Origin of the sequence: Streptomyces sp. NPDC059787 (genome assembly GCF_042732315.1) — a bacterium.
GTDB classification, from domain to species: Bacteria; Actinomycetota; Actinomycetes; order Streptomycetales; family Streptomycetaceae; genus Streptomyces; species Streptomyces atrovirens.
Genome location: NZ_JBHWHX010000004.1, coordinates 124569 through 138160, shown reverse-complemented (window position 1 = coordinate 138160; position 13592 = coordinate 124569). Strand labels below are relative to the sequence as shown.

The window sequence follows — 13592 nt, the reverse complement described above, 5'->3', positions numbered from 1 at the left end:
CACGCGGCCCGGCTCAGCCGGTCGCCGGCAGGCCCAGCAGTACGTCGGTGTACTTGAGGACCGCCAGCAGCAGCCCGATGACGCCGAGCGACACGCCCGCCCAGGCGACCGACCTGGTCCAGGGCGCCTGGACGGTCCGTCCCGGCGTCCCGAACGCGGGCCTCGCCAGCACCACCACGCCCACGATCAGCGCGGTCAGCGCGAACAGACCGGCCCACAGCGCGCTGGTGTGCCAGGCGTCGCCGTACACCTCCTTGACCTGGGTGGCGACGGAGGCGTCCGCGGCCGTCTCCAGCTGGCCCATGAGGGTCTCCCGCGCGGCGGCCACCGTGCCCAGCCAGCCGCCGGTGAGCGAGACGAGGCCGAGGGCCGCGGAGACGACCGCGGCGGCGCCCTGTCCGACACCGGACGGACCGTCGCCCTCCTTGCCGACCTCGGTACCTGCCTCGGGTGCGTCCTGCACCTCGTCCGTGGCGTCGTCCGGCTCGGTGGCGTCCACCGCCGTCTCGTCGCGCTCGGTGTCGGCTCCGGTCTCGTCCACTGTCCTGGTTCCCATGCCCCGCACCGTACGGACGCTCTCTGAGAGTCCGCTTAATGATCGTTGTGCGCCGCGCGCCACTCCGGGGCCAGCACGGACCACACCTCCAGGTCGTGGCGTACCCCGTGGTGGAGATGGGCCTCGCGGCGCACACCGTCACGGGTCATGCCGAGCCGGCGTGCGATGTTGACGCTCGGCTCGTTGCCGGCCGCCGCGACCCATTCGACCCGGTGGATGCCGCGCTGCTCGACGGCCCAGTCGATGAGCACCCGCATCGCGCGGGTGACGAGCCCGCGCCCGGTGGCGGCGGGCTCCAGCCAGCAGCCCACCTCGCAGCTGCCGTTCCCGGCGTCGAAGTTCAGGGTGAGCACCCCGCCCACGAGCGTGCCGTCCAGCCACAGCCCGTGCAGCGAGGCGGTGTCGGCGGCGCGCCAGTCGGCGTACCGCCGGAGCACCTCCCGGGCGCCGTCCACGTCCGTGGCCTTGGAGCCGAAGGGGACGTACTGGTTGATGAAGTCCCGGCCCCGGTCCAGATGGGCCAGGAACTCCTCGGCGTGCCAGGGCTCCAGGGGGCGCAGTTCGGCTCCGTCGTCACCCAGTCGTATCGCGTACATCCCGCTGCTGCTCCTCCTCGGCCAGTACGTCCGCCACCTCGGCGTCCGTGGCGGCGGCCAGCCTCTCATGGGCGGCCCGGGCCTCGGGCGGCTCGATGCTGATGCGCGGCAGGATCCGGTCCAGCGAGCGCGGCAGCCACCAGTTGGCGCCGCCGAGGAGGTGCATGAGGGCGGGGACGAGCAGGGTGCGCAGGACGAAGGCGTCGAGGGCGACGGCCGCGGCGAGCGCGATGCCGAACATGGCTATCACCCGGTCGCCGGTGAGGACGAAGGCGAGGAAGACCGAGATCATGATCACGGCGGCGGAGTTGATCACCCGGCTGGTCTCCGCGAGGCCGACGCGGACGGCGCGCCGGTTGTCGCCGGTCTCCAGCCACTCCTCGTACATCCGGCTGACCAGGAAGACCTGGTAGTCCATGGAGAGCCCGAAGAGGACCGACACCATGATCACGGGCAGGAAGGGCTCTATGGGGCCCGCGCTGCCGAGGCCGAGCAGTTCGCTGCCCCAGCCCCACTGGAAGATCGCGACGACGACGCCGAAGGCCGCGGCGACGGCGGCCACGTTCATCGCGGCGGCCTTCAGCGGGATGGCCATGGACCGGAAGGCGAGCAGGAGCAGCAGGCAGCCCAGGCCGATCACGACACCGACGAAGAGGGGCAGCTTGTCGACGATGACGTCGGCGAAGTCGTCGTACCCGGCCGTCACACCGCCGACGTGCACATCGAGCGAGGTGCCCGACTCGGCCCGCGGCAGCACGTCGTCGCGCAGCCGGTCGACCAGGTCACTGGTCTGCTTCGACTGCGGGGACGACTCCGGTACGACGGTGAGGTACGCGGTGTCGCCGCCCGTGCCGTAGGTCGCGGGCGACACCGACGCGACGCCCTCGGTGGCGCGCAGGGTGGTGTCGAGGTTGTCCAGGGCGAGCCGGTCCCCGGCGTCGTCGACGTGGGTGACGAGGGTGAGGGGGCCGTTCACGCCGGGGCCGAAGCCGTCGGCGAGGAGGTCGTAGGCCTGGCGGGTGGTGGACGTCCTGGGGTCGTTGCCCTGGTCGGAGGTGCCCAGGTGGAGGGAGAGGGTGGGCAGCGCGAGGACCGCCATGACGACGACCGCGACCGCGCCGAGCAGCTTGGGGTGGCGCTCGACGAACGCCGACCAGCGGGCGGCGAACCCGGTCGGCAGCTCCGGCTCGGGCCCGTGCTCCGCCAGCCGGCGCCGCTCCCGGCGGCTGAGCGCGCGTATGCCGATGTACTTCAGCAGGGCGGGCAGCAGGGTGACGGAGGCGGCGACGGTCAGGACGACGGTGAGCGAGGCCGCGATGGCGACGCCGTTGAGGAAGTTCAGCCGGAGGATCAGCATGCCCAGCAGGGCGATGCAGACGGTGGCGCCCGCGAAGACGACCGCCCGTCCGGTGGTGGCGACGGCGTTGGTGGCGGCCTCGGTGACGGTGAGGCCGCGTTTCAGTCCGCGCCGGTGCCGGGTCACGATGAACAGCGCGTAGTCGATGCCGACGCCGAGCCCGATCAGCATGCCGAGCATGGGGGCGAAGTCGGCGACGGTCATGACGTGCCCGAGGAGCACGATCCCGGCGTAGGAGGTGCCGACGCCGACCAGGGCGGTGGCTATGGGCAGCAGCGCGGCGGCGAGCGAGCCGAAGGCGAGGAAGAGGACGACGGCGGCGACGGCCACGCCGACGATCTCGGCCGTGTGCCCGCCGGAGGACTCACCGATCTCGACGGCGCTGCCGCTCAGCTCGACCTGGAGCCCGTCGGTCCGGGCGGCCTCGGCCGTCTCCACCACGGTGGCGGCCTCGCCCGCGTCGATGTCCTCGGACTGGTCGTCGAAGGTGACCGTGGCGTAGGCGGTGCGGCCGTCCGCGCTGATCCGGCCGGCGCCCCGGTCGTCGTACGGACCGCTCACGGCGGCCACGCCGGGCAGGTCCCCGATCCGGTCCAGGGTGCGGGTCATGGCCTGCTCGACGCCGGTGTCCCGGACGCTGCCGGACGTGGTGTGCCAGACCACGTTGTCACTGTCGCCGCCGAGGTCCGGGAAGCCCTCCTTCAGCAGCTGGGTGGCCCGCCCCGACTCGGTGCCGGGCACCTTGTAGTCGTTCGAGTAGGCGGAGCCGGCGGCGAAGGCGCCGGCGGAGACCCCGCCGAGGGCGAGGAGCCAGAGCAGAACGGTGATCAGACGGCGTTGGACACACCAGCGTGCGAGGGCTGCCACGAAACGTGCTCCCGGAGTGACTGAGGTGTGGATCTTTGACCGGGAACAGCCGAACGTGGACGGAACATCCCGCAAAGAACGCATGAGCGATGTGCTGACCACTCTCGCAGTCATAGATGATCGTTTGTCGCTTTCGTGTCCTTGTTCACATCTCCGCGAGCAGCGGCACCGCTCAGTCGAACTGGTCCCCCAGCGCCATGATCATGAGCCCCGCGACCAGCAGCCACAGCGCTCTGCGGGTCCGCCCCCGGGAGCCCAGCACCGCGGCGAGGGCGCAGACGGCGGCCCCGCAGGCGTACGCGACGGGGACGAGGGCCGGTGCGGAACCCGCGAGACGGAGCAGAGCGGCGGCCGCACCCGCGAGGGCGAGTACGGCCCCGGCACCGACCGCGGCCCACCGGGCGCGCCGCACCTCCTGCGAGGCTTCGTCGCCCTGCTCGGCGTCCTCGGCCCGGACGTCCGCGGTCGAGTCATCGGAATCGGCGCGTCCACTCATGGCGCGGGAGCGTAGCGTCCGCGGCCCGGAAATCCGGATGCGGGGGTGCGGGGCCGACTGCTAACGTCCGCCGTTCCGACGTTCCGCGGCAGTCCGCCGCCGGCCGAAGCAGGTGCTTTGATGCTTGTCCGCCCGATCTCCGACGCGTCCCTTTACCTCTTCACGGCCCCAAGGAGCCCGTTCACCGATGTCGGACATCACACCGAACACCCCGCACGACGACCTCGCTAGCCGCATCACCCTGCCCCGGTACCCCCGCAGCGGCGCCTACGACGCCCGCTGGGCCGTCGACAACCAGATGGGCCCGCACGCGCTGTGGCTGCTGGAGTGGCTCGCCCCGGCCCTCGGCCTCGACACCCTGCGCCCCGGCGCACGCGTGCTCGACCTGGGCTGCGGACGCGCCATGACGTCGGTCTTCCTGGCCAGGGAGTACGACGTCCAGGTCACCGCGGCCGACCTGTGGATCAGGCCGGACGACAACGCGCGCCGCATCGCCGAGGCGGGCGTCGCCGACCGGGTGTTCCCGGTCCTCGCCGAGGCGCACGACCTGCCCTTCGGGGAGGAGAGCTTCGACGCGATCGTCTCCGTCGACGCGTACCAGTACTTCGGCACCGACGACCTGTACCTGCCGACGCTGACCCGGCTGCTGAAGCCCGGCGGGCGGATCGGGGTCGTCGTCCCGGCGCTGACCGAGGAGATCGAGGGCAGCGAACCGCCGGAGCACCTGAAGCCCTTCTGGGACCCCGGGTTCTGGTGCTTCCACACCCCCGCCTGGTGGCGCCGCCACTGGACCCGCAGCGGGGCCGTGGAGGTCGAGACGGCCGACTGGCTGGAGGACGGCTGGCGGGAGTGGCTGCTCTGGTGCGACGTCGTCCACGAGGAGAGCACGGAGGAGTTCCACGTGCGGATGAGCCGGGAGAGCGCGGAGATGCTGCGCACGGACCGGGGCCGCACGCTGGGCTTCGCCCGTGTGGTGGGCCGCCGCGCCTGACCGCGTGACCGCATGAGGGAGGGGGCGCATCGAACCCGATGCGCCCCCTCCCTCTCGCACTCCTCGGCGATCAGCCCTCGGCGACGCCCAGCCTCTCCAGGATCAGCTCCTTGACGCGGGCCGCGTCCGCCTGTCCGCGCGTGGCCTTCATGACCGCGCCGACCAGGGCACCGGCCGCGGCCACCTTGCCACCGCGGATCTTGTCCGCGATGCCCGGGTTGCCGGCGATGGCCTCGTCGACGGCGGTGCCCAGGGCGCCCTCGTCGGAGACGACCTTCAGACCGCGCTTGTCGACCACCTCGTCCGGGGTGCCCTCACCGGCGAGGACGCCCTCGATGACCTGACGGGCCAGCTTGTCGTTCAGATCGCCCTTGACGACCAGCTCGGTGACCCGGGCCACCTGCTCCGGGGTGATCGCCAGCTCGTCGAGCGACTTGCCGGACTCGTTGGCGCTGCGGGCCAGCTCACCCATCCACCACTTGCGGGCGGAGGCCGCGTCGGCACCGGCGTCGATCGTGGCGACGATCGGGTCCAGCGCACCGGCGTTGAGGATGGCCTGCATGTCGGTGCCGGAGATCCCCCACTCCTCGCGGAGCCGGTTGCGGCGCACCAGCGGCAGCTCGGGCAGGGCGGAACGGATCTCCTCGACCCACTCGCGGGACGGGGCGACCGGCACCAGGTCGGGCTCCGGGAAGTACCGGTAGTCCTCGGCCTCCTCCTTCACGCGGCCCGAGGTCGTGGACCCCGTGTCCTCGTGGAAGTGACGGGTCTCCTGGATGATCGTGCCGCCGCCGCTCAGCACGGCGGCGTGCCGCTGGATCTCGAAGCGGGCCGCGCGCTCCACGGACCGCAGCGAGTTGACGTTCTTCGTCTCCGAGCGGGTGCCGAACTTCTCGGTGCCGTGGGGGCGCAGCGACAGGTTCACGTCGCAGCGCATCTGGCCCATCTCCATCCGGGCCTCGGACACGCCGAGCGCCCGGATGAGCTCGCGCAGCTCACGGACGTACGCCCGCGCGACCTCGGGGGCACGCTCGCCCGCTCCCTCGATCGGCTTGGTGACGATCTCGATCAGCGGGATGCCGGCGCGGTTGTAGTCCAGCAGGGAGTGGGACGCGCCGTGGATACGGCCGGTGGCACCGCCCACGTGCGTGGACTTGCCGGTGTCCTCCTCCATGTGGGCGCGCTCGATCTGGACGCGGAAGGTCTCGCCGTCCTCCAGCTGCACGTCGAGGTAGCCGTCGAAGGCGATCGGCTCGTCGTACTGGGAGGTCTGGAAGTTCTTCGGCATGTCCGGATAGAAGTAGTTCTTCCGGGCGAAGCGGCACCACTCGGCGATCTCGCAGTTCAGCGCGAGACCGATCTTGATCGCCGACTCGACGCCGGTCGCGTTGACGACCGGGAGCGCGCCGGGCATGCCGAGGCAGACGGGGCAGGTCTGGGTGTTCGGGTCGGCGCCGAGCGCCGTCGAGCAGCCGCAGAACATCTTGGTGTTGGTGCCGAGTTCGACATGGACCTCTAGGCCCATGACGGGGTCGTACGACGCCAGCGCGTCCTCGTACGACACCAGGTCAGTCGTGGTGGTCACGGTGAAACTTCCCTCTCAGCCCAGCAGGACGTCGTCGTCGCCGAGGCTCTTCAGCTCGCGGTAGAGGATGGCGAGGTTGGTGACGACCGCGGCACCGGTGACGACGGCGTCGATCAGCCGCAGCGTGTCGTTCTCGCCACGCGCCTTCTTGATCTGCTTGTACACACCGACGGCGCCGAACGCCGAGGTGGCCATGGAGACGTACAGACCGGACTTGGACTTCTTGAAGCCCTTGGCCTTGGACAGTGCGCTCACAGCGACGGTGCCTCCTCGATCAGCGGGTGGCCCCACTTTTCCACGAAGGCGGCCTCGACGGCGGCTCCGACCTTGTAGAGCCGGTCGTCCTTCATGGCGGGGGCGATGATCTGCAGACCCACCGGCAGGTTGTCCTCGGGGGCGAGGCCGCAGGGCAGCGACATGGCCGCGTTGCCCGCCAGGTTGGTGGGGATGGTGCACAGGTCGGCCAAGTACATCGCCATCGGGTCGTCGGCGCGCTCGCCGATCGGGAAGGCGGTGGTCGGGGTCGTCGGGGAGACGATCACGTCGACCTGCTCGAAGGCCCGCTCGAACTCCTGCTTGATGAGGGTGCGGACCTTCTGGGCACTGCCGTAGTACGCGTCGTAGTAGCCGCTCGACAGGGCGTACGTGCCGAGCATGACGCGGCGCTTGACCTCGGGGCCGAAGCCGGCCTCACGGGTCAGCGAGGTGACCTCCTCGGCGGAGTGCGAGCCGTCGTCGCCGGTCCGCAGGCCGTAGCGCAGGCCGTCGAAGCGGGCGAGGTTGGAGGAGCACTCGGAGGGCGCGATCAGGTAGTAGGCCGACAGCGCGAGGTCGAAGGACGGACAGTCCAGCTCGACGATCTCGGCGCCGAGCCCCTTCATCGTCTCGACGGCCTCGTCGAACCGCTGGACGACACCGGCCTGGTAGCCCTCGCCGCGGAACTGCTTGACGACGCCGACGCGCATGCCGGCGACGCTGCCGTTGCGGGCCGCCTCGACGACCGGCGGGACCGGGGCGTCGACGGAGGTGGAGTCCATCGGGTCGTGCCCGGCGATCACCTCGTGCAGCAGGGCCGCGTCCAGGACCGTACGGGCGCAGGGCCCGCCCTGGTCCAGAGAGCTGGAGAAGGCGACCATGCCGTACCGGGAGACGGCGCCGTACGTCGGCTTCACACCGACGGTGCCGGTGACAGCGGCCGGCTGGCGGATGGAACCACCGGTGTCGGTACCGATGGCGAGCGGTGCCTGGAAGGAGGCGAGCGCGGCGGACGAACCACCGCCCGACCCCCCGGGGATCCTGGTCAGGTCCCACGGATTGCCGGTCGGCCCGTAGGCACTGTTCTCGGTGCTGGACCCCATGGCGAACTCGTCCATGTTGGTCTTGCCGAGGATGACGACGTCGGCGGCCTTCAGCCGCTTGGTGAGCGTCGCGTCGTACGGCGGGATCCAGCCCTCGAGGATCTTGGAACCGACGGTGGTCGGGATGCCCTCGGTGGTGAAGATGTCCTTGAGCGCGAGGGGAACGCCGGCCAGCGGACCGAGCTTCTCCCCCTTGGCCCGCTTCTCGTCCACGGCGCGCGCCTGCGCCAGGGCACCCTCACGGTCGACGTGCAGGAATGCGTGCACCTTCTCGTCGACGGCCTCGATCCGGGCCAGGTGCGCCTCGGTGACCTCTACGGCCGTGAGCTCACCGGAGGCGATCTTCTCGGCGGTCTCGGCGGCGGTGAGCTTGATGATGTGATCGCTCATGACGGGTTACTCCTCCCCCAGGATCTGCGGCACCTTGAAACGCTGCTGCTCCTGGGCCGGGGCGCCGGAGAGCGCCTGCTCGGGGGTGAGCGAGGGACGGACCTCGTCCGCGCGCATGACGTTCGTCAGCGGGAGCGGGTGCGAGGTCGGCGGTACGTCTTGGTCGGCGACCTCGCTGACGCGGGCGACCGCGCCGATGATGTCGTCCAGCTGGCCCGCGAAGTGGTCGAGCTCTTCGGGCTTCAGCTCCAGACGCGCCAGCCGGGCGAGGTGGGCGACCTCCTCGCGCGTAATGCCAGGCATGCAGCGATCCTCTGGGGTGAGTGTGTGGTTTGGGGCTGGGGGCCGGCGTCGCATTCCCGTCGTCCGCCCGCAGGGCGGGCCCCGCGGCGTCCGGTGCGTGCGATCGCAAGGCGCCGGAGCGCCCTCGTGGCGGAGCCACGTGGGCGGTTCGGCAACGCGGCGAGCGAGCGTGCCAGGCGTCGCGGGGCAGGCGGGAATGTGACGCCAGTCCCCAATCCTATGGGGCGGCGGGCCGTGCCCGTGAAACCCTTTCCGCGGGCCTGCCCCGCCGGACGCGCTGCGGCGTTTCTCCGCGTGCGGCGGGAGGGTGGGCGACGCCCTGTGCCGACGCGGACCGGACGCCGCGCCGCAGGCGTCCCGCCCACCCGGCGCGGGCTATTCGTCGGCCGTGGTCGTCGCGGCCGGGAGCGCCGCGGCCGGGCGTTGCCAGCCGCGCGAGCCGCGGGCGAGGAGCCAGGCCGTGGTCTCGTCCGGCGGCATCGCCGCGGCGACCAGCCAGCCCTGCACCGCGTCACAGCGGAGATCGCGCAGCCGCTCCCACGTCTCGTCGTCCTCCACCCCCTCCGCGACGACGAGCAGCCCCAGCGAATGCGCCAGATCGACCGTGCAGCGCACGATCTCCGCGTCCTCCGTGTCCACGGCCAGCCGGGCCACGAACGACCGGTCGATCTTCAGCTCACTCACCGGCAGCCGCCGCAGATGCACCAACGACGAGTACCCCGTACCGAAGTCGTCCAGCGACATCTTCACCCCGTGCCCGGTCAACGCGTTCAGCGTGTCGGCCGCACGCTGCGGATCCTCCAGCAGCACATGCTCGGTGATCTCCAGCTGCAGCGCCCCCGCCGGCACCCCGTGCCGAGCCAGCCGCGCCGCCACGGAGCCCGCGAAACCGGCCGTATGGACATCGCGCGGGGACACGTTCACGGCGACCGGCACGAACAGCCCCTGGGCCCGCCACCGCGCGACCTGCCCCAGCGCGGTCTCCAGCACGTACTCGGTGAGGTGCGGCATCAGCCCGGACGACTCGGCGATCGCTATGAACTCGTCCGGCGGCACCTTCCCCCGCTCCGGGTGCACCCACCGCACCAGCGCCTCGAGCCCCGCGACCTGCCCGTCGAAGCGCACCTTCGGCTGGTAGTGGAGCTCGACCTCCCGGGCGTCCAGCGCCCGCCGCAGATCCCCCAGCAGCCCCAGCCGGTCAGGGGTGTTGGAGTCCCGCTTGGACTCGTACGCCTCGACTCCCGTACGGTCCCGCTTGGCCTGATACATCGCCACGTCCGCCCGCCGCAACAGCCCCTCCGCGTCGTCGGCGTGGTCGGGAAAGACGGCGACCCCCGCACTCGCCTCCAGGACGAGGGTGAGCCCGTCGAGGTCGAGCGGGGAGCTGAGGGCGGCGACGAGGGAGCGGGCGACGCGGGTGGCGGCCGTCGTGGAGTCGGCGACGGGCAGTAAGACGGCGAACTCGTCACCACCGAGCCGCGCGGCCTCCGCCCCGCGCGGCAGGGCGAGTCTGAGCCGGTCGGCTATCTGCAGCAGCAGCCGGTCACCGGCGAGATGCCCGAGGGTGTCGTTGACCGACCGGAACCGGTCCAGGTCGATCAGCATGAGCGCGGCGCGGGCTCCGATCCGCTCCGCGTCGTCCAGCGCGGTCCAGATGCGTTCCAGCAGCCACTGCCGGTTCGGCAGTCCGGTCAGCGGATCGCGCAGCTGCTCCTCGGCCCGCGCGCGGGCTATCCACAGCGTGGAGTCGAGGGCGATCAGCGGAATGGAGAACAAGGGCAGCAGCACCGGTTTGGCATCGGCGACCACACACACCAGCGGGGCTATACCGAGCAGGGCGACAGCGACAAGCCCCTGCCGGACCAGCGCGGTACGGGCCACGGTGGGCAGCCCCGCGCGGGGGGTGTGCAGGTACCACAGCAGACCGCGGGTGACCGCGAGATAGACCGCGGCGACCAGCACCACTCCTGGGGCGGTGTACAGCGTCCAGGTGTCCGGGGTCGACGGCGACTCGACGGACGGCACGCAGCCGAACGCGGCCAGCACCAGCGCACCGGCGCCGATGCCGAGCAGGTCCACCGCACCGTGCAGCACGCCCTGCCGCCAGCGGCCCCGCCGGGCCATGCCGACCAGTACGACGACGGTGAGGCTGACCATCCCGGCCGAGACCCAGCCGTAGAGCAGCAGCACCGCGAGGGTGAGGGCGGCGCCGGAACCCGTACCGCCCCACCACCGGGAACGGCCCAGCATCACCAGATGGCCGACGATGATTCCGGTCAGCACCGCCAGCGACCAGCCGACGGTGCCGGACGGGAAGAGCGCGTGCCCTCCGGTGAACGCCCGCAGGAAGCCGGCGCCCAGCACGAACCCGGCCGCGGCGACGACCGCCGTGGGCAACGCGGGCCAGGACGGGTGCCGTTCCGCGTCCGCCTCGGACAGCTCGGCCAGCCCGGGACCGTGCCCGGCGGCCGGCTGCCCGACACCGCGCGCGTCCGCGGTACGCGCCCCGGTGCGCCCCTTTGCGCCCGGCCGCCCCGCGGGCCGCCCGTCCTCACGGCCGCGCAGCCATGCGACCGCCATGCGGCGCAGACGCAGCCGTGAGCCCGGGGCGGCGCTCTCGGTCGGTTCCATTCCCGTCCCTCTCCCAGCCGGCGGTGCCCACGCCACGCGGCCCGATGCCCGACGACCCTCAGCGGCTCCGCGGTGGAAAGCCCTTACCCCGGACCCCTCACGAGTACGGGGTTGCTCCGACCGCAGCTGGGCACGGCAGGCGCACATCTCAACAGTAGGCCGCAGAGGGCCTGTACGGGCACCGGTCGCCGACGGTTGCCCGAATGCGCCCCAGCCACCCGTATGCATCTGATATGCGCCGATCGGGCGACCTTCAACCGCTACTCCTCGGCCGAAAGAGCGACGTCCGCCGCGGCCTTCGGGCCTTGTCCGAGGAGGACGGTGAAGCCGTCCTCGTTCAGAACCGGCACCTTGAGCTGCATCGCCTTGTCGTACTTCGTCCCGGGATTGTCGCCCACGACGACGAACGACGTCTTCTTGGAGACGGATCCGGTCACCTTCGCCCCCTGGCTCTGCAGTGCCTCCTTCGCGCCGTCCCGGGTGAAGTCCTCCAGGGTTCCGGTCACCACGACAGTGAGCCCTTCCAGCGGACGCGGCCCCTCGTCCTCCCCCGCCCCCTCGTCCTCCATACGGACACCGGCCGCTCTCCACTTACGGATGATCTCGCGGTGCCAGTCCTCGGCGAACCACTGCTTGAGCGAGGCGGCGATGGTCGGGCCGACCCCCTCGGTGCCCGCCAGCTCCTCCTCGGTGGCCTGCTCGATGCGGTCGACGGAACGGAACTCACGGGCCAGCGCCTCCGCCGCGACCGGACCGACATGACGGATCGACAGACCGGTGAGCACGCGCGCCAGCGGACGCTCCTTGGCCGCCGCGATGTTCGCCAGCATCGCGACCGCGTTCTTCCTCGGCTCGCCCTCCTGGTTGGCGAAGACGGTGGCGGTCTTCTCCTCACCGGTCTTCGGGTCCCGCTTGGGCAGCCCGCTGTCCTGGTCGAGGACGTACGCCTTGATGGGCAGCAACTGCTCGACGGTGAGGTCGAACAGGTCGCCCTCGTCCCGCAGTGGCGGCTCCTCCGGCTCCAGCGGCCCGGTCAGCGCCGCCGCGGCGACATAGCCGAAGTGCTCGATGTCCAGCGCCTTGCGCCCGGCCAGGTAGAACAGCCGCTCCCGCAACTGTGCCGGACACGTACGGGCGTTGGGACAGCGCAGGTCGACATCGCCCTCCTTCATCGCCTTCAGCGGCGTACCGCACTCGGGGCACTCGGCCGGCATCACGAACTCCCGCTCGCTGCCGTCCCGCAGGTCGGCGACCGGACCGAGGATCTCCGGGATCACGTCACCGGCCTTGCGCAGCACCACCGTGTCACCGATGAGGACGCCCTTGGCCTTGACCACGTCCTGGTTGTGCAGGGTGGCGAACTCGACCTCGGATCCGGCCACCGTGACCGGTTCGACCTGGGCGTACGGCGTGACCCTGCCCGTACGGCCCACCCCCACGCGGATGTTGACCAGCTTGGTGTTGACCTCCTCGGGCGCGTACTTGTACGCGATGGCCCAGCGCGGCGCGCGCGAGGTGGTGCCGAGGCGGCCCTGCAGGGAGATCTCGTCGAGCTTGACGACGACCCCGTCGATCTCGTGCGCCACGGAGTGCCGGTTCTCGCCGTAGTACGCGATGAACTCCCGTACGCCGGCGAGGTCGTCGACCACCTTGTTGTGCTCGGAGGTGGGCAGGCCCCAGCTCTTCAGCAGGTCGTAGCCCTGGGAGAGGCGGGTCATGCCCTTGTAGCCCTCCAGGACGCCGATGCCGTGGACCACCATGTGCAGCGGACGGGAGGCGGTGACCCGGGGGTCCTTCTGGCGCAGCGAACCGGCCGCCGCGTTGCGCGGGTTGGCGAAGGGCTTGTCGCCGGCCTCGACCAGGCGGGCGTTGAGCCCCTGGAACTTCTCCATCGGGAAGTAGACCTCCCCGCGGATCTCCACCAGGTCGGGCACCTCGTCGCCCTTCAGCCGGTCCGGGATCTCGGCGATGGTGCGGACGTTGGGCGTGATGTCCTCACCCGTGCGGCCGTCGCCGCGGGTCGCCGCGCGGACCAGCCGCCCCCGCTCGTAGGTGAGGTTGACGGCGAGGCCGTCGACCTTCAGCTCGCACAGGAAGTGGAACCTCTGCTCGCCCAGCTCCTTGTGGATGCGCTCCACCCACGCGGCGAGGTCGTCGTCGTTGAACGTGTTGTCGAGGGAGAGCATGCGCGAGACGTGCCGCACGGAGGTGAACTCCGTCTCGTACGCCCCGGCAACCTTCTGGGTCGGCGAGTCCGGGGTGCGCAGCTCCGGATGCTCCTCCTCCAGCGCCTCCAACTCCCGCAGCAGCCGGTCGAAGTCGGCGTCGCTGATGACGGGGGCGTCGTTCACGTAGTACCGGAAGCGGTGCTCCTCGATCTGCTCAGCGAGCTCGGCGTGCTTCTCCCGTGCCTCGGCGGGCACGCTCGTCGTCTCCGCTTGCTTGTCGCCGGCCACCGTGTG

At 71.4% G+C, this 13592-nt stretch carries 11 protein-coding genes; 1 reads left to right on the top strand and 10 read right to left on the bottom strand.

The genetic code is table 11. From position 1 onward, the window contains the following. Nucleotides 1-13: 13 nt before the first annotated feature. From ACFV5H_RS05515 to ACFV5H_RS05500, 4 genes are all read right to left on the bottom strand, one after another. Complete coding sequence (locus ACFV5H_RS05515; protein ID WP_385193005.1) at nt 14-556, bottom strand: hypothetical protein; 543 nt, start codon at nt 554-556, stop codon at nt 14-16. A 35-nt stretch (nt 557-591) separates the two neighbouring features. Then, a complete protein-coding gene (locus ACFV5H_RS05510) occupies nt 592-1152 on the bottom strand; it encodes a GNAT family N-acetyltransferase (RefSeq protein WP_385193002.1) in 561 nt (186 codons plus the stop codon). Then, on the bottom strand, nt 1130-3376 hold the full coding sequence (locus ACFV5H_RS05505) for an MMPL family transporter (RefSeq protein ID WP_385193000.1): 2247 nt from the start codon (nt 3374-3376) through the stop codon (nt 1130-1132). The genes ACFV5H_RS05510 and ACFV5H_RS05505 overlap by 23 nt, the downstream gene beginning before the upstream one ends. A 172-nt stretch (nt 3377-3548) precedes the next feature. Further along, a complete protein-coding gene (locus ACFV5H_RS05500; RefSeq protein ID WP_385052338.1) occupies nt 3549-3872 on the bottom strand; it encodes a hypothetical protein in 324 nt (107 codons plus the stop codon). A gap of 187 nt (nt 3873-4059) precedes the next feature. Here ACFV5H_RS05500 and ACFV5H_RS05495 point away from each other — a divergent pair, with 187 nt between their 5' ends. Then, nucleotides 4060-4863 (top strand): SAM-dependent methyltransferase, encoded by an 804-nt coding sequence (locus tag ACFV5H_RS05495; protein WP_385192997.1) that lies wholly within the window; start codon nt 4060-4062, stop codon nt 4861-4863. 70 nt (nt 4864-4933) lie between these two features. Here the strand turns inward: ACFV5H_RS05495 and gatB are convergent, their stop codons facing one another. From gatB to ligA, 6 genes are all read right to left on the bottom strand, one after another. Beyond that, on the bottom strand, nt 4934-6448 hold the full coding sequence (gene gatB, locus ACFV5H_RS05490) for an Asp-tRNA(Asn)/Glu-tRNA(Gln) amidotransferase subunit GatB (RefSeq protein ID WP_385192994.1): 1515 nt from the start codon (nt 6446-6448) through the stop codon (nt 4934-4936). Nucleotides 6449-6463: 15 nt separating this feature from the next. Further along, nucleotides 6464-6703 carry a hypothetical protein gene (locus tag ACFV5H_RS05485; protein ID WP_030824592.1) on the bottom strand — a complete coding sequence of 80 codons (240 nt, stop codon included), beginning with the start codon at nt 6701-6703 and terminating at the stop codon, nt 6464-6466. After that, on the bottom strand, nt 6700-8196 hold the full coding sequence (gene gatA / locus ACFV5H_RS05480) for an Asp-tRNA(Asn)/Glu-tRNA(Gln) amidotransferase subunit GatA (protein ID WP_385052347.1): 1497 nt from the start codon (nt 8194-8196) through the stop codon (nt 6700-6702). The genes ACFV5H_RS05485 and gatA overlap by 4 nt, the downstream gene beginning before the upstream one ends. A gap of 6 nt (nt 8197-8202) precedes the next feature. Further along, nucleotides 8203-8499, bottom strand: coding sequence for an Asp-tRNA(Asn)/Glu-tRNA(Gln) amidotransferase subunit GatC (gatC, locus tag ACFV5H_RS05475; protein WP_006130840.1), 297 nt, complete (start codon nt 8497-8499; stop codon nt 8203-8205). A 375-nt stretch (nt 8500-8874) separates the two neighbouring features. Beyond that, the gene (locus tag ACFV5H_RS05470) at nt 8875-11130 is read right to left on the bottom strand and encodes a putative bifunctional diguanylate cyclase/phosphodiesterase (RefSeq protein ID WP_385192992.1); all 2256 of its coding nucleotides are present in this window, start codon (nt 11128-11130) and stop codon (nt 8875-8877) included. A gap of 260 nt (nt 11131-11390) precedes the next feature. Beyond that, nucleotides 11391-13586 carry an NAD-dependent DNA ligase LigA gene (gene ligA, locus ACFV5H_RS05465; RefSeq protein WP_385192990.1) on the bottom strand — a complete coding sequence of 732 codons (2196 nt, stop codon included), beginning with the start codon at nt 13584-13586 and terminating at the stop codon, nt 11391-11393. Between the last annotated feature and the right edge of the window lie 6 nt (nt 13587-13592).